This window comes from Streptomyces sp. NPDC001549 (assembly GCF_042894025.1).
Classification (GTDB): Bacteria; Actinomycetota; Actinomycetes; order Streptomycetales; family Streptomycetaceae; genus Streptomyces; species Streptomyces kutzneri.
Window position 1 is genome coordinate 96837 of record NZ_JBIAVJ010000014.1, and the last position, 17421, is coordinate 114257.

The following is a 17421-nucleotide window of genomic DNA, read 5'->3' on the forward strand; positions in this document are numbered from 1 at the left end:
GCGGGCAGTCTAGTCTGAGCGGGCCACGCCCGGGGAGGCGGCGGCGGAGTGCAGACGGGGGCGACAGTTGCGGGATCTTCCTTCCTTCACGCTGGCCGGGTACGACAAGGGCCGCGGGCTGCTGACGCAGGCGCTGTGGTTCGCCGTGATGAACACGCTGTTCATGAGCTGGTTCTGTCCGGCGCGGGTGCGGGTGGCGCTGCTGCGGGCCTTCGGGGCGAAGATCGGCGAGGGTGTTCTCATCCGGCACCGGGTGCGGGTGCTGTGGCCGTGGAAGCTCGACATCGGGGACCACACCTGGATAGGTGAGGGCGCCTGGCTGCTGAACCTGGAGCCGGTGACCATCGGGGCGAACGTGTGCGTCTCGCAGGAGGCCATGCTGTGCACCGGTTCGCACGACCACCGGGCCGCCGACTTCCGCTACCGCAACGCCCCGATCGTGGTCGAGGACGGCGCGTGGGTGGCGGTACGGGCGACCGTGCTCGCCGGGGTCACGGTGGGCCGCTGCGCGGTCGCGGGCGCCGGTTCGGTGGTCCACAAGAACCTTCCCGCACTGACCCTGCAGACCCAGGACGGGCACCGCCGCCCGGTGGAGGAGCCCAATTGAATCCTCCCCTCCCTGAAGGGAGGGGATTCCTCACCCTCCAGGGCTGATGTGGGGATTTCTAGCTCACGCTGCCAGGCGGGGCAGCGCCCCACCCGGTCCTACACGATCAGCACTAGCCGGGTTGAGACCAGCCCGGACCAGCATCACGCGGGCGGAGTTCTTGTCCCTGGGGGATACGGCTCCGCACACGGTGCAGGCATACGTTCGTTCTGAGAGAGGTAGTGCGTGCTTGGTTCTCGCTCCGCACTGCGCACAGTCCATGGTGGTGTGCGCGGGGTGTACCAGGTGGACGATGCGCCCGTGTTTGCGTGCCATGGCGATCAGCTCACGTTTGGTCGCGGAGATCGCCGCATCGGCCGCCTTGCGGGCCATGGTGGACTTGGCGAGGAACTTCGGGCGAAAGTCCTCTACCGCCAGGGCGTCGTGGTCGCGGACGACGGACTTGGCCCACTTGCGGCCGGCGTCCTGGCGTTGCCGGGCCACCTTCTTGTGCAGCTTCGCGACTCGCCTCTTCGCCGCCCGGTAGCCCTTCGACCCGGGCTCACCCTTCGCCGGTTTCCGGCGGGCCATCATCCGCTGATAGCGCGCGAGGCCGACGGCGGCCTTCGTGCCGTGCTCGGCGTGCGGGAGGTCGTGGGCATCGCTGGTGGTGGTCGCGGTCTCCTTCACACCCCAGTCCACGCCGATCACCGCGCCGGTTTCCGGAAGCGGCTCGACCTCGGCGGGGACGACGAACGAGCAGTACCAGTGCCCGAGACTGTCCTGATAGACACGCACGCTGGACGGGTCGGCCGCGAGGTTCCGCGACCACACCACGGTCAGGGCGATACCGCCCGCCAGGTACAAGCGGCCGTCCTTCAACCGAAAGCCGCGCTTGGTGTAGTTGAGCGACGGCAGCGCTTCCCGCTTCTCCTTCCACTTCGGCATCCCGGCCCGCTGCCGCATCGGCAACCGGTCCTTGATGTCCTTCTGCGCCTTGGCCCGGGACCTCCCGAAATCCCGGATCAACTGCTGCTGAACCGAGGACCCTTCGCGAAGCCAGGTGTTCCCGGTTCGGGCTTCGGTCAACATCTTGTCGAGCTGCGCCGGGCCGCAGGTCCGTTTGTCCGTCCCCTTGGGCCGGTCCTTGTTCCACAGATGCGTCTGCTTCGACTTCGCGCAGCACTCGTTCCAGCTCCACCGGCACCGGTCCCACTCCGCCATCAGGACGGCGAGCGCGGTGGACGACACGCGGACGCGGAAGCTCCACCGGGCATGCCCGGCATCCCCCGCTACCCCTGCCGTCGCCATCCCAACAACCTATCCCCGACCACTGACAACAACCGAAAGAGCACGTCAGAGCAGATGCGAACCAACCTCCGGCGCTCCGTGCCTCCGCCCCAAGGGCCCATTCCTCCCCGGCCTGAAGGCCGGGGCCTCCTGCGAGAAATCCGGTGAGCGCACCGATGAGAATCCTTCACGCCGTCACCCTGCACTCCCCCTCGCACGCCTTCGGCGGACCGGTGCGGGTCGCGCTGAACCTGGCCAAGGGACTGCTGGGCCGCGGCCACCAGGCGCGGCTGGTTGCGCTCGGCGAGGGCTTCGACCAGTGGCCGACGTCCGTGGAGGGCGTTCCGGCGCAGCTGTTCCCGGCCCGCCGGCTGCTCCCCCTCGGCTTCAGCGGGATGACCTCGCCCGCCCTGCTGTCCTCGGCCGGCCGGCTGGTGCGGGACGCCGACGTCGTACACGTCCACCTGGCCCGGGACCTGGTGACGCTGCCGGTCGCCCTGGCGGCGCTGCGGGCGGGCAAGCCGCTGGTGCTGCAGACCCACGGCATGGTGGACCCGAGCGAGAAGCTGCTGGCCAAGGTGCTGGACGCGGTGGCGGTACGCCGGCTGCTGCGCGGCGCGGACGCGGTGCTGTACCTGACCCCGCACGAGCGGGAGGGGCTGGACGCGGTGGTCGGCGCGCCGCCCCTGGCGCAGGCGGTCCGCCTGGTCAACGGGACCCCGGCGCAGGAGGAACGGCCCCCGCTGAGCGGTCCGCCGCGCATCCTGTACTCGGCGCGCCTGCAGGCCCGTAAGCGGCCGGTGGACTTCGTGGACGCGGCCCCGGCGGTCCTCGCCGCCCACCCGGACGCGCACTTCGTGGTCGCGGGCCCGGACGAGGGCGAGCTGGCCGCCGTACGGGCCCGGATCGGGGCACTGGGCCTCACCGACCGGTTCACGGTCCCGGGGGCCCTCTCCAGCGCGGAGGTCCTCACGGAGCTGCGCCGGGCCCACGTCTACGTGCTGCCGTCGGTGGACGAGCCGTTCCCCATGTCGGTACTGGAAGCCCTCTCCGTAGGCGTCCCCGCGGTGGTGACCCACTCCAACGGCCTGGCCCGCGACATCGCCCGCACCGGCGCCGGCCACGCGGTCGACCCCGGCCCGGCAGGCGTCTGCGCCGCCGTCCTGGACCTCCTGGACCCGGCGGCCAACCACGAGGCCTCGCTTTCGGCCCGCAAGCTGGCCGCGGAGTCCTTCTCCATGGACGCCGTCCTGGACACCCTCCTCCCGGTCTACGAGGGCATCCGCGGCGTCAGATGACGTCCCGGCGGTGGTCGTCCACCACCGGGATCGCGCCGCCCGTGGTCCGGCGGCGTTTGTAGATGCTCGTGTACACGGCGAGGCCGATTCCGCCGACCGCCATCATGATCAGGCCGACCAGGTCGAGGTTGACGCTCTCCAGCTCCCAGTCGCTGGCGAAGGTGAGGATGGCACCCACCACGATCAGGACGATGCATCCGCCGATGCCCATGGGGTCCGCCTTCCGCTGTCGTGACTGTTGACCGCGCGGGTACCCGGGTTCCGGGTACGAAAACGCCCCCGGGGGCCGGGAGTCCGGTCCTCGGGGGCGTTGTCGGTCGGCTACGCGGGGATCCAGGCGTAGCAGCCCGTGGAGTTGAACTCCGCCGTGCCGGCCGGGATCGTCGCCGTGATCTTGTCGCCCGCCTTGGGCGGGGTCTCCGGGCCCGAGGCAAGGGTGGCGCCGTCCTTGCCCTTGGCCTCCCAGGTGCAGTTCGTGGCCTGGGTGAGCGCCCGGTAGTTGCCCGCCGCGGGCGAGGTCCGGGGGCCTTCGGGGAAGCCCTTCTCCGCCGCGGCGAGGATCGGCTTCTGGTCCGGGCACAGGAGGGTGATCGCGTCCTTGGCGCCCGGGATCTCGCCGGTGATGACGGCTCCGGTCGCCGCGTCCTTGTCGTGCTTCGCGGTGCGCTGCACCCGCTGGCAGGCGTCCTGGCCGCCCTGCAGCACGGACGCCGGGTCCACCTTGTCGGGGACCCGCCCGCTCAGGTACTTCTTCTCCTCCGCCGTGAAGCTGCCCGTCTTCGGGGTGAGCTTCGCGTCCGGCAGGACGGGGCCGGTCGGCTTCGCGTTCGGGTCGGTCGACGGCTGCGGAGCATCCGCCGGGTCGGGGGCCGACGAGGAGGCCGGGGGCTTCGGCTCGGCGCCGGAGTCGGCCTTGTCCCCGCCCGAACTGCAGGCGGTCAGCGTCAGGGCGGCGGCCAGCAGGACAGCAGCCGCTGCGGAGCGTCGGTACATCGGATGGCTCCCGTACTCAAGGGGGTGTGCAGCGGGGCCCGGCCACAGAGAGCCGGACCCCGCACGCCGTCAGGCGGTTGTTTCGGTTGTCGTCGCTTACTTCGCGCCGAAGGTGAGGACCAGCTGCGGAGTACCCTCCGCCGCCGTGGCCTCGGAGGACCAGATCCACAGCGGGTCGGTGCCCGTGCTCGTCAGGCCCAGGCCGTAACTGGTGCCCAGCGCCGCGGAGACCGTGGCGGTGTCCAGCTCCACGTTGTGGACCGCGGAGCCCTCCGGCACGCCCGCGATGCTGCCGAGCGGGGTGGTGCCGAGGGTGGGCTTGGTGTTGAAGGTCGTACCCGCGCCGGTCCAGTTACCGGTGACCGGGAGCACCTTCACGGTGTCGGTGGTGCCGGAGTTCGCCTGCGTGCTGGTCTTGATCTGCAGCGAGGCGGACTTCAGGACCTGGCCGGCCGGGGCGGCCGGCAGGTTGAAGCGCAGGTACGTCTCGTACAGCGAGCCGCTGCCGCGCACCGCGAGCGAGGTGGACGTGCCGTAGGCGGTGCTCGGGGCGCCCTGGTTGATGTAGGTGTCCTCGGTCGTCTTGACCGCGGAGACCGTGTCGGTGGGCGCCTTGGCCAGGTCGAAGTGGCCCTTGACCTGGGCCTGGGTGAGCGCCGACGGGTAGACGGCGGTCTCGTCGAGCTGACCCGCGAAGAAGTTGCTCGTCGGACGGGTCGGCCAGTTGGCGAGGTTGTCCCCGCCGACGTGCCAGTAGCCCGCGTAGGTGGCGTTGCTCTGGGCGTTCAGGGTGCCCTTGCTCTGGCCGTCGACGTACAGCGTGATGCCGCCGGGGCCCTGGGTGCCGACCACGTGGTGCCACTTGTTGTCGTTGTACGTCTCGAACAGGCCCGTGGAGACGGTCCGGGTCGAGCCGTTGTAGACGCCGAAGACCAGGCGACCGGTGTTGGTCATGTACAGCTGGCGGTCGTACGAGCCGCTGCTGCGCGCGGTGTTGTTGCCGAAGCCGATGAGCTTGCCGCCGCGCGTGGTGTTCGTCTTGAACCAGGTCTCGATGGTGAACGTGCTGCCGACCGTCTGACGGCGGTCGCTGTACACCTGCTGGCTGGTCCCGTTGAAGCCCATCGCCGTGCTGCCGGAGACGGCGCCGGGCGACTGCTTCAGGGCGGGGGCGTTGAGCTGGACGCCGCTGCGGTTGCCGGACACCGAGGTGTCGGCGACGTAGGGGCTGACCGCGTCGTCGTAGCGCCAGTAGAGGTCGGCGCCGTCGGTGCGGACCTGGTTCGGGTAGGACTGGACCGAGGTCGGGACGGTCACCGAGGCGACGGCCGACAGGGCGCTGGTGTTGCCGGCGGCGTCGGTCGCGGTCACCCGGTAGGTGTAGCTCTGGCCGGCCTTGACCGTGGCGTCGTTCCAGGAGGCCTGGGGGCGCTCCCACTCCAGCGAGCCGGCGGTGACGGTGGCGGCCGGGGTGGCCGAGCCGTTGCGGTAGATGCGGTAGGTCAGCTTGCTGTCGTCCGCGTCGTAGCTGGTGCGCCAGCGGACCTGGACCTCGCCGGGCTTGACGCTGGAGGCGCTGGCCACCGGGGTGGTCGGGGCGCCGACGTCGCCGGTGGAGGCGAAGCGGGTCAGGCCCCACTGCGGCTTGCCGTTGATGAGGGTGAACTCACCGCCGACCCACATGTACTTGACGTCGTTCTTCTCGGCCACGGCCATGACGCGCGGGCCGATGCCCTCGGTGCCGTCCATGCCGTCGTTGGCCGTGGGGTGCCAGCCGAGCTTGCCGGGGCCGCGCACGAAGCCGTCCACGGGCGCGGGGGCGGCGCCTTCGTGGTTGGTCGGCTGGGCCAGCAGGAAGTTGCGCTTGCCGTCGGGGAACTCCAGCTCGGTGGAGCAGTCGTGCGCGTGCGAGGAGCTGTAGAGCACTCCCTCGTACGGCAGGACGAACTGGGTGGCGCCGAGGCAGCGGTCGCGCCACTTCTCGGTGAAGTCGCTCAGGCGCAGGCCGATACGGCCGTCGAAGACGCCGCCGCCGGAGCCCTCGTGACCCGTGTAGAAGCCGGTGTCGTCGGTGGAGATGTCCTTGACGACCGAGTTCGACGGGATGTTGCCGTACGTCTTGGTGACCGCGCCCGTGGTGGCGTTGACCACGGCGAGAGCGTGGCTGTTGGAGCCGTTGACGGTGAAGAAGTCGCCGCCGAGGAGCACGTTCTTGCCGTCGGGGGTGACCTCGACCGCGCGGCCCGGCTCGTCGACGTTGGCGACGAAGGGCTTCAGCGCACCGGAGGAGGCGTCCACGGCGGCGAACCGCTCGCGGGTCTGGCCCTCGACGGTGCCGAAGTCGCCACCCGCGTACAGGGTGTCGTCGGTGACGGCGAGCGCGCGCACGGTGGCGGGGAAGCTCGGGTGGAACGATGCCTTGGGGGTGCAGCTCGCGATGTCGATCGCGGCGAGGCTGGAAACCGGGGTGCCGTTGACGGCGCCGAAGGACCCGCCCGCGTAGAGGGTCTTCTTGTCCTTCGAGACGACCAGCGTACGAACGGTCGCGGTGCCTTCGCCGATGGTGAAGGCCAGCTTGCAGGAGGTGGGATTGCCGGTCGCGGCGTCGAGCGCCACGAAGTTCACGGCGTTCTGCTCCGCACCGGCCACGCCCTCGGGCGGGCGGACGGCCGAGAAGGTACCGCCGGCGAAGACGGTGCCGTTGGCCTGGGCCATCGCCCAGACGACGCCGTTCGTCTGCCAGGTCGGCAGTTCGTCGGCGGTGAATGCCACCGGCGCCGTGATGGCGGACGCCTGAGGCATCAGCACCAGGCCTATGCCGGTGCCCGCACCGGCCAGTGACAGTACGAGGGCGGCAGTCAGCCCTCTGGATCTACGCATGAGCCCCCCAGGGCAATTGCCCGGTTTGATGGCTGGATCTATCCGAACAGCCATATGTACTGGCGCAGACTAGGGCTCAGTTGAAGGCCCGGTCACCTCTCTTGACCCATTGCATACCAACTTGGAATCAACAGGTTCAGCATGGAGGGTGCACAAGGGACATACGGCAGGTTTACCCCGGCCATACCCCTGCAGAGCTGCGGAGCATGGCCGGAAAACAGCAAACCGTAGGGGAAATATAAGGCCTCAGCGGTCGATGCGGACTGTCACGCCCGCCAGTTGGTCCTCGACCTGACGGATGTCGGCGTCGACCATGATCTGCGCCAGTTCCGCCACCAGGACCGTCGGCTTCCAGCCAAGCAGGTCATGGGCCTTGGAAGCGTCGCCGATCAGGGCGTCGACCTCGCTCGGGCGCTCGTACTTGGGGTCGTACCGCACGTGGTCGGTCCAGTCGAGACCGGCGTGCGTGAAGGAGGACTCGACGAACTCGCGGACGGTCGCGGCCACTCCGGTGGCGACGACGTAGTCGGTGGGCTCGTCCTGCTGGAGCATCCGCCACATCGCGTCGACGTACTCGGGGGCGTAGCCCCAGTCGCGCACCGCGTCGAGGTTGCCGAGGTAGAGGTGGTCCTGGAGGCCGGCCTTGATACGGGCCACCGCGCGGGTGATCTTGCGGGTCACGAAGGTCTCGCCGCGGCGCGGGGACTCGTGGTTGAAGAGGATCCCGTTGACGGCGAACATGTCGTACGCCTCGCGGTAGTTCACCGTGGTCCAGTACGCGAACACCTTCGCGGCGCCGTACGGGCTGCGCGGGTGGAACGGCGTGGCCTCGTTCTGCGGGGGCGGGGTGGCACCGAACATCTCGGAGGACGAGGCCTGGTAGATGCGGGTGTCGACACCGCTGGCCCGGATGGCCTCCAGCAGCCGCAGCGCGCCGAGGCCGGTCACGTCGCCCGTGTAGAGCGGGGCGTCGAAGGAGACGCGGACGTGGGACTGGGCGCCGAGGTTGTAGACCTCGTCGGGGCGTATGTCGCGGAGCAGGTTCACGAGGGCGACGCCGTCGGAGAGGTCGGCGTGGTGCAGGACGAAGGACCGGTTCGCGGTCTGCGGGTCCTGGTAAATGTGGTCGACCCGCTCCGTGTTGAAGCTGGAGGACCGCCGCACGAGCCCGTGCACCGTGTAGCCCTTGGAGAGCAGGAGCTCGGCGAGGTACGAGCCGTCCTGTCCGGTGACTCCGGTGATCAGTGCGGTCTTGCCCATGGGGTCCCCTTGCTGGTGGTTTCTGTCGGTCGTGGTGAGGCTGTGCCTCGGAGTGGGTGCGGAGCGGGCCGTCGGGCGTCGCACCGAGCGGCCCGGCCGCGGCCCGGGGGCCGGATTGCGTTACCGTACACGGCTGCCCCCGGGCTGCCCCGGCGGGGCGGACGCCCCTGCCCGGAGCGGACGCGGGCCGGGCCGGTCCTGGTTCCGCCCCGCCAAGTCCGGGCGGGAAAGGCGGTCGGCGCCGGGACGAAGGGCGAGGCCCGGAGGTTCCGGGACCCCAACCGTCCGCCGGAACCGGGGCGCCGCCGCGCGGGACGACGTCCGGGCCGCCGGCCCGGGTCACCGGCCCGCACCGTGGACCCCTGCGCCCCCCGCGGGTCCGGACTGGCATCATCGGCGGTATGACAAGTTCGCTGCCGCTCCTGCCCCCGAACGCCCGCGTCTTCGTCGCGGGCCACCGCGGCCTCGTGGGGTCCGCGGTCGCCCGGCGGCTCACCGCCGACGGCCATGAGGTGCTCACCCGGGGCCGCGCCGACCTCGACCTGCGCGACGCCGCCGCAACCGCCGCGTATCTCAGGGACGTCCGCCCGGACGCCGTGGTGCTGGCCGCCGCCAAGGTCGGCGGGATCATGGCCAACAGCATGTACCCGGTGCAGTTCCTGGAGGAGAACCTGCAGATCCAGCTCAGCGTGATCGGCGGCGCGCACGCCGCCGGCGTGGGCCGGCTGCTGTTCCTGGGTTCGTCCTGCATCTACCCCAAGCTGGCCCCGCAGCCGATCCGCGAGGACGCCCTGCTGACCGGCCCGCTGGAGCCGACGAACGAGGCTTACGCCCTCGCCAAGATCGCCGGGATCGTCCAGGTCCAGTCCTACCGCAAGCAGTACGGGGCCTCGTACATCTCGGCCATGCCGACGAACCTCTACGGCCCGGGCGACAACTTCGACCTGGAGACCTCGCACGTCCTGCCGGCGCTCGTCCGGCGCTTCCACGAGGCCGCCGCCGAAGGCCGCGACGAGGTCACCCTGTGGGGATCGGGCACCCCGCGCCGGGAGTTCCTGCACGTGGACGACCTGGCCGCGGCCTGCGCCGTGCTGCTGAACACCTACGACGGCGACGAGCCCGTCAACATCGGCTGCGGCGAGGACCTGACCATCAGGGAACTGGCCGAGACGGTCGCCGAGGTGACCGGCTTCCGCGGCCGGCTCGCCTGGGACACGTCCAAGCCGGACGGGACCCCGCGCAAGCTGCTGGACGTGAGCCGCCTGACGTCGCTCGGCTGGAAGCCCGCCGTCCCGCTGCGGGACGGCATCGCCGCCACGTACAAGTGGTGGCGCGAGCAGAGCTGATCGCACAGGCGGCCCAGGTTCCTCAGTACGCTCCGCGACCGTCTACGACGGCGCGGAGCGTACGGCCCATCACGTCGACATCGCTGGTGAAGGACCAGTTGTCGACGTACTGCAGGTCGAGCTGGATGGTTTCGTCCCAGGACAGGTCGGACCTTCCGCTGATCTGCCACAGTCCCGTCATCCCGGGCCGTACGGTGAGCCGGCGCAACTCGACCTCGTCGTACTTCGCCACCTCCTCCGGAAGCGGCGGGCGCGGGCCGACCAGCGACATGTTGCCGGTCAGTACGTTGATCAGCTGCGGCAGCTCGTCCAGCGAGGTACGGCGCAGCAGCCGGCCCACCCGGGTCACCCGGGGGTCGCGGCGCATCTTGAACATCAGGCCGTCGTTCTCGTTCGACCCGGACAGTTCGGCCTTCAGGTCGTCGGCGTCCACGACCATCGTGCGGAACTTCCACATGACGAACGGGGCCCCGTCGCGGCCGATCCGCCGCTGCCGGTAGAAGGCCGGGCCGCGCGAGCCGAGGCGTATGGCCACGACGATCCCCAGGAGGACCGGGGAGAGCAGCAGCAGTCCGGCAGCGGCTCCGACCCGGTCCAGGGCGGACTTGAGCAGGGTCTGCACCCCGCGGCTGACGGGCGGCGCCACCCGCAGCACGGCGAGCCCGCCCGCGGAGAGGGTCTCCAGCCGCTTGACGGAGACCTCCACCAGCCCCGGGAAGACGGCGAGTTCCAGCCCGGCGTCGTGCAGGGCCCAGGCGATCCGGCGCAGCCGCTCCCCCGTGATCCGCACGCCGGGGGCCACCAGCACCAGGTCGGCGTGGTGGCTGGCGACGGCGCCGAGCACGGCCGCGGAGTCGCCGTTCGGGGCCTCGGGGGTCCCTCCGTCGAGCCGCGCCGCCACGGGCACCCCGCTGACGAGCGGCCCGGCACCGACCGGGACCACGCCGACGACGACGTACGGGTGGTCGGTGCGGGCGGCGAGGTGCGCGATGACGTCCTCGGCCGCGTCGGGCTCACCGACGACGAGGACCCGGCTGACGGCCTGGGCCTCGCGGCGGGCGGCCGAGAGGTGGCGGTAGGTCAGTTTGTGGACGGCGACGGTGATGAGCAGAGCGGGCAGCAGGGCCCCGAGAGCGGACAGCCGGGGGGTGGCCTCTTCGGTCACCACACGTGCCACGGCCAGAACGCCGATCAGAATCAGCCAGTCATGTACGACCGGCAGCACACCGCGCGATTCCCCGAGCGTCCGGGTCGCATAGCGCCGGCGCAGCGCCTGCACCCCGGTCCACGCCGCGGCGGCGGCCAGGGCGCAGTAGACGGGCCGGACCTGCTGCGCGGCGTCGAAGACGAGTCCTACCGGGATGGCGGCGCCGAAGAAGTCGGCGGCGATTGCGGCCGGGCGGTACCAACGGGCCTTGTCCCCGAGGCGCCGTGTGGGCGCAAGAGACTCCCTGGCCGCTCGGGCCACTCTTTGCGCAGGAATATGGACATGCCTCATGGGCCCCCCTGGCACGTGGTCTATGACAGTGGCGGATGCCCATCGCTTCCCCTGGCAACGAACATCTGCCGCACCGGGAAACAGTACGACAAACACCCGTACGGTAAATGCCGTTTGAGTCAACGCAGTCTCTTGTTGCGCAAGTGTTAGCAACCGGTATCTGACGTTCCGTATGTCGGACGGCCCAGGGGGCTTACGGAGGTAAATGGTCCGGATACCGGATACGCATCTTCGGACAACGGACCGTTTCCGGCCAACCTTTTGACGCGGCCCTGACATCTGTCGCTGCGAGTGGCAATCTTCGACCGTTCATCGCACCAGCCCTGTTCTGCCCGGAGGCCCACCCAGCCATCCGGAACCCCCCTTGCAGAAGGAGTCTGCGTTGAGGTCCACCCCCCAGAGGCGTGCCACCGCGGCCGGCGCGCTCGTTGCCGCGGCTGCTCTGCTCGCCGTAGGCATACAGACCGGCACCGCCACCGCCGACGCCACCGCGTCGCAGGCACCCACGGCCTCCCAGCCCAACCCGGGCGCGGCCAACCGCGCACTCAGCGCCTCGGAGCGTGCGACGCTCCTGGCCGAGGCCAACTCGACCACCGTGCAGGCCGCCAAGGCGCTCGGCCTCGGCAGCGGCGAGAAGCTCGTCGTCCGCGACGTGGTCCAGGACGCGGACGGCACCACGCACACCACCTACGAGCGCACCTACGACGGACTCCCGGTCCTCGGTGGCGACCTCACGGTCCACGCCAAGGACGGCGTCACCAAGAGCGTGACCAAGGCGACCAACCACGAGATCAAGGTCGCCGACACCAGCGCCACCGTCACCCCGGCGGCCGCCGAGAGCCAGGCGGTCTCCGCCGCCAACGCCGAGGGCTCGAAGGAAGCCAAGGCCTCCAAGGGCGCCCGCAAGGTGATCTGGGCGGCCGAGGGCGCGCCGGTCCTCGCGTTCGAGACCGTCGTCGGCGGCCTCCAGCACGACGGCACGCCGAACGAGCTCCACGTGGTGACCAACGCCAAGACCGGCGCCAAGATCACCGAGTGGCAGGCCATCGAGACCGGCACCGGCAACACGATGTACAGCGGCCAGGTGACCCTCGGGACCACCCAGTCGGGCAGCACCTGGAACCTGACCGACGCCGCGCGCGGCAACCACAAGACGTACAACCTCAACCGCGGCACCGGCTCCGGCACGGGCACGCTCTTCTCCGGCCCGGACGACATCTGGGGCAACAACCTGCCGTCCAACCTGGAGACGGCCGGCGCGGACGCGCACTACGGCGCCGCGGTGACGTGGGACTACTACAAGAACGTGCACGGCCGCAACGGCCTGCGCAACGACGGCGTGGCCCCGTACACCCGGGTCCACTACGGCAACGCCTACGTCAACGCGTTCTGGAGCGACTCCTGCTTCTGCATGACGTACGGCGACGGTGAGGGCAACAACAAGCCGCTCACCTCCACCGACGTGGCCGCGCACGAGATGACCCACGGTCTGACCTCGGTCACCGGCAACATGACCTACAGCGGTGAGCCCGGCGGTCTGAACGAGGCGACCTCCGACATCATGGCGGCGGCCGTCGAGTTCTACGCCAACAACCCGCAGGACGTCGGCGACTACCTGGTCGGCGAGAAGATCGACATCAACGGCGACGGCACCCCGCTGCGGTACATGGACAAGCCGAGCAAGGACGGCGCGTCCAAGGACAGCTGGTACTCGGGCCTCGGCGGCATCGACGTCCACTACTCGTCGGGCCCGGCCAACCACTGGTACTACCTGGCCTCCGAGGGCTCGGGCGCCAAGGTCATCAACGGCGTGAGCTACAACTCGCCGACCGCGGACGGCCTGCCCGTCACCGCGATCGGCCGTGACGCCGCCTCGAAGATCTGGTTCCGCGCGCTGACGGTGGGCTACTTCAAGTCGAACACCAACTACGCCGACGCCCGCGTCCAGACCCTGAAGGCCGCCGCCGACCTCTACGGCCAGGGCTCGGCCATCTACAACAACGTCGCCAACGCATGGGCCGGCGTCGCCGTCGGATCCCGCATCTCCAACGGCGTCACGGTCACCCCGATCGCCAACCAGAGCACCGTCACGGGCAGCGCCGTGAGCCTGCAGGTCCAGGCCACGAGCACGAACCCGGGTGCGCTGAGCTACGCGGCGACCGGCCTGCCGGCCGGCCTGTCGATCAACTCCTCCAACGGCCTGATCTCGGGCACGGCCTCCACCGCGGGCACGTCCAACGTGACCGTCACGGTGACCGACTCGCAGAACCAGACCGGTACCGCGGCGTTCACCTGGACGGTCGGCACCACGCAGCCGAGCGTCTTCGAGAACACCACGGACTATCAGATCGCGGACAACTCGACCGTCGAGTCCCCGATCAACGTGACGCGCTCGGGCAACGCCCCCAGCACGCTCAAGGTGGACGTGAACATCGTCCACACCTACGTCGGTGACCTCAAGGTCGACCTGGTCGCCCCTGACGGCTCCGTCTACAACCTGCGCAACCGCAGCGGCGGCAGCGCGGACAACATCGTCCAGTCCTTCACCGTGAACGCCTCCTCCGAGGTCGCGAACGGCACCTGGAAGCTGCGTGTCGCGGACCTCGCGAGCCTCGACACCGGCTACATCAACAGCTGGAAGCTCACCTTCTGACCCCACCGGGGCAGCGTGAACGACAGCTGAGCAGATAGACCACGGGGCCGCCCGGGAGGAATCCTCCCCGGGCGGCCCTGTTCCATGGGTCCGGCTCCGCCGGGGCCTGCGCTACCCGCGTCGGCCCAGGGCGCGGAAGACGGCGGTGAGGAAGTCTTCTTCCTCCTCCTCTTCCTCGTCGTCCCGGTTCTGGTTCTGGTTCTGGTCGGTCTGGTCGTCGCGCGACTGGTCGTCCCGGTCCGGCCCGGTGCCGTTCCCGCCGTTGCCGCCGGTCTGGTCCTCGACGGCCTCGTCGTCCCGCGGCCGGTCGTCCCGGCCCGGCCAGGTGCCGTTCCCGCCGTTACCGCCATTGCCGCCGTTGTCGCCCAGGCCCGAGTCCTCCTCGTCCACCGGCTTGAAGTAGACCGAGACGGCCTCCACCCGATTCGCCTTCTCCCCCGGCTTCAGCACCTTCTCCGCCTCGCCGTTGCAGCTGCGGTTGTCGAAGAGGACCGCCAGCGACTCCGTCTCGTTGCGCACCTCGATGGCGGGCTCGTCGCGGGAGGTGCGCGTCAGCAGGTAGCAGGTGTCGTTGTCGGCGGGCTGGATCTGGCCTCTTCTCTCGGAGCCCGCCGCGTCCAGGTACTGGTAGTGCAGTGTGCCGAGAGCGCGTTCGCCGTGGTCGTCGGCCACCGACGGGCCGGCGGTGGGCAGGGCGAGCGCGAGAGCGCCGACGAACACGGCGACGGTCGGGCGAAGACGCATGGGGGGAGTCCGTTCCTCGGGTTCCGCGGATACCGGTCCGGTGGCATCCTCGGGCAGCGTAGGAGTGCAGCCCCCCGCAGATACGTTTCCGCAGACCCGGCGCGAGCGTGGTTCACCCATGAGGCCGGGCGGCGCGCACCCACGGCGCACCGCCCGGCCCCCGCGACGAGGTCAGCGCAGGAGTACCCCGCCCCCCGCGTCCGTCTCCACCGGGGCCGCGACCAGGCCCAATTCCGCCGGAGTCGCCAGCAGCGGGTGCGCGGGCAGGATGCGCACCGTGTAGCCGAAGGGCCCCGTACGGTCGAGGGCGAGCGGGCCCTCGTACACCCAGCGGCCCTCCAGATCGGGCCCCGCGGCCGGCTTGAGCGGGAAGCTGCGCCCGTCCCGGATCACGTCCTGCGGGTCCACCCGGCCGGCGAAGGCCTGTACCTCCACGTCCTCGGGGGTGAGCGTGTCCAGCGCCACCTGCACGCGCAGGGTGAGGGTGGCGCCCAGTTCGGCGGTGCCGTTGACCGGAGCCGCGGCCAGCGTCTCCACGTGCTCGACGGAGAGCCGCGGCCAGGCCGCCCGGACCCGCCCCTTCCACCAGGCGAGGTCACGCGCCGCCCCGGCGTCCAGGGCCCGGTGGGCGAGCGCGGCCGGCGTGTACAGCCGCTCCACGTACTCCCGGACCATCCGCCCGGCGAGCACCTTCGGCCCCAGCGAGACGAGCGTGCGCCGGACCATCTCGATCCACCGCACCGGGAGCCCGCTGCGGCCGGACCGGTCGTAGAACCGGGGCGCGACCCGGTTCTCGATCAGCTCGTAGAGGGCACTCGCCTCCAGGTGGTCGCGCCGGTCCTCGTCCGCGCCGAGCCCGTCGGCGGTGGGGATGGCCCAGCCGAAGTCCGGCTCGAACCACTCGTCCCACCAGCCGTCCAGCACGGACAGGTTGAGGCAGCCGTTCAGGGCGGCCTTCATCCCGCTCGTGCCACAGGCCTCCAGGGGCCGCAGCGGGTTGTTCAGCCAGACGTCGCAGCCGGGGTAGAGCTTCTGCGCCATGGCCATGCCGTAGTCGGGCAGGAAGACGATCCGGTGCCGTACCCGCGGGTCGTCCGCGAAGCGGACCAGTTCCTGCACGAGCCGCTTCCCGCCGTCGTCGGCCGGGTGCGCCTTGCCCGCCACCACGATCTGCACCGGCCGCTCCGGGTCCAGCAGCAGCCTGCGCAGCCGGTCCGGGTCGCGCAGCATCAGCGTCAGCCGCTTGTACGAGGGCACGCGCCGGGCGAATCCGATGGTCAGCACGTCGGGGTCGAGCACGGAGTCGACCCAGCCCAGTTCGGCCGCCGCGGCCCCGCGCTGGAACCACGAGGCGCGCAGCCGGTCCCGTACCTCCTGCACCAGTTGCTCGCGCAGCACCCGGCGCAGGTCCCACACGTCCTGGTCCGGGATCTCGGCGACCGCGTCCCAGCGCGGGGAGCCGCCGACCGACAGGGCGTCCTCGGTACGGCCCGGGCCGATCTGGCGGGCGCCGAGCCGGACCACCTCGGGGGCCACCCAGGTGGGGGCGTGCACCCCGTTGGTCACGGAGGTGATGGGCACGTCGGCCGGGTCGAAGCCGGGCCACAGCCCGGCGAACATCTCGCGGCTGACCGCGCCGTGCAGGGTGGACACCCCGTTGGCCCGCTGGGCCAGGCGCAGGCCCATGACGGCCATGTTGAACACGCCGGGGTCACCGCCGGGATAGGTCTCGGCGCCCAGTTCCAGGATCCGCTCGACCGGTACGCCGGGCAGTTCCCCGCCCTCCCCGAAGTGCCGGGAGACCAGGGCCCGCTCGAAGCGGTCGATCCCGGCCGGAACGGGGGTGTGCGTGGTGAACACGGTCCCGGCGCGCACCGCCTCGACGGCGCCGTCGAAGCCGAGGCCCTGCTCCCGCTCCAGTTCCCTTATGCGTTCGAGCCCGAGGAATCCGGCATGGCCCTCGTTGGTGTGGAAGACCTCGGGATCGGGATGGCCGGTGATCCGGCAGTACGTGCGCACCGCGCGCACACCGCCGATGCCGAGCAGCATCTCCTGGAGCAGCCGGTGGTCGCTGCCGCCGCCGTAGAGCCGGTCGGTCACCTCGCGGGCCGCGGCGTCGTTGTCCTCGACGTCGGAGTCCAGGAGCAGCAGCGGCACCCGGCCGACGCGGGCCTGCCAGATGTGGGCCTGCAGGGTGCGTCCGCCGGGCAGGGTCAGCGAGACGCGGGCGGGGGTGCCGTCGTCCTGACGGAGCAGGCCGAGCGGGAGTTCGTTGGGGTCGAGGACGGGATAGTGCTCCTGCTGCCAGCCGTCGCGGGAGAGCGACTGGCGGAAGTAGCCGTGGCGGTAGAGCAGGCCCACCCCGATGAGCGGGACGCCGAGGTCGCTGGCGGCCTTCAGGTGGTCCCCGGCGAGGATGCCGAGGCCGCCGGAGTACTGCGGCAGGGCGGCGGTGATACCGAATTCGGGGGAGAAATAGGCGATGGCGGCGGGCAGTTCCGCGCCGTTCTCCTGGCTCTGGTACCACCTCCCGCCGTTCACGTAGTCATCGAGGTCGGCCGCGGCGACGGCGAGCCGGCGCAGGAACCGGCGGTCCGCGGCCAGTTCGGCGAGCCGGGCCGCGGAGACCGAGCCGAGCAGCCGGACGGGATCGCCGCCGGCGGCCTGCCAGCCCTCGGGGTCGACGGATTGGAAGAGTTCACGGGTCTCGGAATGCCACGACCAGCGCAGATTGCGCGCGAGCTCGGTGAGCTGCAGCAGGGGTTCCGGGAGGACGGGGCGCACGGTGAATCGACGGATAGCCTTCACGTGTTCCACCTTCGCAGGGGATTACGGATCGGAGCGGCCGCACCACGCTGTGCACCCGCGCATCA

The 17421-nt window shown here is 70.8% G+C and carries 12 protein-coding genes; 4 read left to right on the plus strand and 8 right to left on the minus strand.

Annotated features, from left to right (window positions below):
* The first annotated feature begins 67 nt into the window (after window positions 1-67).
* Window positions 68-607: a WcaF family extracellular polysaccharide biosynthesis acetyltransferase gene (locus tag ACFY04_RS23000; RefSeq protein WP_373041164.1), complete on the plus strand. Its 540-nt coding sequence runs from the start codon at window positions 68-70 to the stop codon at window positions 605-607.
* A gap of 63 nt (window positions 608-670) precedes the next feature.
* On the opposite strand, the gene ACFY04_RS23005 is transcribed toward ACFY04_RS23000, so the two are convergent.
* Window positions 671-1897, minus strand: a complete 1227-nt coding sequence (locus ACFY04_RS23005) for an RNA-guided endonuclease InsQ/TnpB family protein (protein ID WP_389119205.1) — start codon at window positions 1895-1897, stop codon at window positions 671-673.
* A gap of 155 nt (window positions 1898-2052) precedes the next feature.
* On the opposite strand from ACFY04_RS23005, the gene ACFY04_RS23010 reads away from it, so the two are divergent.
* Window positions 2053-3174 carry a glycosyltransferase gene (locus ACFY04_RS23010; RefSeq protein WP_389119207.1) on the plus strand — a complete coding sequence of 374 codons (1122 nt, stop codon included), beginning with the start codon at window positions 2053-2055 and terminating at the stop codon, window positions 3172-3174.
* On the opposite strand, the gene ACFY04_RS23015 is transcribed toward ACFY04_RS23010, so the two are convergent.
* The 4 genes from ACFY04_RS23015 to gmd all read right to left on the minus strand — a co-directional run bounded on the left by ACFY04_RS23015 (window position 3167) and on the right by gmd (window position 8307).
* Window positions 3167-3385 carry a DUF6458 family protein gene (locus ACFY04_RS23015; protein ID WP_301366384.1) on the minus strand — a complete coding sequence of 73 codons (219 nt, stop codon included), beginning with the start codon at window positions 3383-3385 and terminating at the stop codon, window positions 3167-3169. The two genes, ACFY04_RS23010 and ACFY04_RS23015, sit on opposite strands and share 8 nt — an antisense overlap.
* Window positions 3386-3495: 110 nt before the next feature.
* Complete coding sequence (locus ACFY04_RS23020) at window positions 3496-4167, minus strand: hypothetical protein (protein WP_389119209.1); 672 nt, start codon at window positions 4165-4167, stop codon at window positions 3496-3498.
* Window positions 4168-4263: 96 nt separating this feature from the next.
* Window positions 4264-7047, minus strand: coding sequence for a DNRLRE domain-containing protein (locus ACFY04_RS23025; protein ID WP_389119211.1), 2784 nt, complete (start codon window positions 7045-7047; stop codon window positions 4264-4266).
* A 246-nt stretch (window positions 7048-7293) separates the two neighbouring features.
* A complete protein-coding gene (gene gmd, locus ACFY04_RS23030) occupies window positions 7294-8307 on the minus strand; it encodes a GDP-mannose 4,6-dehydratase (protein WP_189742990.1) in 1014 nt (337 codons plus the stop codon).
* 401 nt (window positions 8308-8708) lie between these two features.
* On the opposite strand from gmd, the gene ACFY04_RS23035 reads away from it, so the two are divergent.
* Entirely contained in the window at window positions 8709-9653 is a 945-nt protein-coding gene (locus tag ACFY04_RS23035; RefSeq protein WP_389119213.1) for a GDP-L-fucose synthase family protein, read from the plus strand.
* A 22-nt stretch (window positions 9654-9675) separates the two neighbouring features.
* Here the strand turns inward: ACFY04_RS23035 and ACFY04_RS23040 are convergent, their stop codons facing one another.
* Window positions 9676-11151 (minus strand): sugar transferase, encoded by a 1476-nt coding sequence (locus ACFY04_RS23040; RefSeq protein ID WP_389119215.1) that lies wholly within the window; start codon window positions 11149-11151, stop codon window positions 9676-9678.
* Between the two features lie 382 nt (window positions 11152-11533).
* On the opposite strand from ACFY04_RS23040, the gene ACFY04_RS23045 reads away from it, so the two are divergent.
* Window positions 11534-13804 (plus strand): M4 family metallopeptidase, encoded by a 2271-nt coding sequence (locus ACFY04_RS23045; protein ID WP_389119217.1) that lies wholly within the window; start codon window positions 11534-11536, stop codon window positions 13802-13804.
* Window positions 13805-13915: 111 nt separating this feature from the next.
* Here the strand turns inward: ACFY04_RS23045 and ACFY04_RS23050 are convergent, their stop codons facing one another.
* Together ACFY04_RS23050 and glgP are read right to left on the minus strand one after the other, a co-directional pair.
* Complete coding sequence (locus ACFY04_RS23050) at window positions 13916-14548, minus strand: hypothetical protein (RefSeq protein ID WP_389119219.1); 633 nt, start codon at window positions 14546-14548, stop codon at window positions 13916-13918.
* Window positions 14549-14719: 171 nt separating this feature from the next.
* Complete coding sequence (glgP, locus tag ACFY04_RS23055) at window positions 14720-17356, minus strand: alpha-glucan family phosphorylase (protein WP_389119220.1); 2637 nt, start codon at window positions 17354-17356, stop codon at window positions 14720-14722.
* Between the last annotated feature and the right edge of the window lie 65 nt (window positions 17357-17421).

Coding starts and splice junctions, on each gene's coding strand:
- ACFY04_RS23035 (WP_389119213.1), top strand. CDS start 8,709: ATGACAAGTTCGCTGCCGCTCCTGCCCCCGAACGCCCGCGTCTTCGTC.
- ACFY04_RS23015 (WP_301366384.1), bottom strand. CDS start 3,385: ATGGGCATCGGCGGATGCATCGTCCTGATCGTGGTGGGTGCCATCCTC.
- gmd (WP_189742990.1), bottom strand. CDS start 8,307: ATGGGCAAGACCGCACTGATCACCGGAGTCACCGGACAGGACGGCTCG.
- ACFY04_RS23025 (WP_389119211.1), bottom strand. CDS start 7,047: ATGCGTAGATCCAGAGGGCTGACTGCCGCCCTCGTACTGTCACTGGCC.
- ACFY04_RS23010 (WP_389119207.1), top strand. CDS start 2,053: ATGAGAATCCTTCACGCCGTCACCCTGCACTCCCCCTCGCACGCCTTC.
- ACFY04_RS23040 (WP_389119215.1), bottom strand. CDS start 11,151: ATGAGGCATGTCCATATTCCTGCGCAAAGAGTGGCCCGAGCGGCCAGG.
- ACFY04_RS23050 (WP_389119219.1), bottom strand. CDS start 14,548: ATGCGTCTTCGCCCGACCGTCGCCGTGTTCGTCGGCGCTCTCGCGCTC.
- ACFY04_RS23020 (WP_389119209.1), bottom strand. CDS start 4,167: ATGTACCGACGCTCCGCAGCGGCTGCTGTCCTGCTGGCCGCCGCCCTG.
- ACFY04_RS23005 (WP_389119205.1), bottom strand. CDS start 1,897: ATGGCGACGGCAGGGGTAGCGGGGGATGCCGGGCATGCCCGGTGGAGC.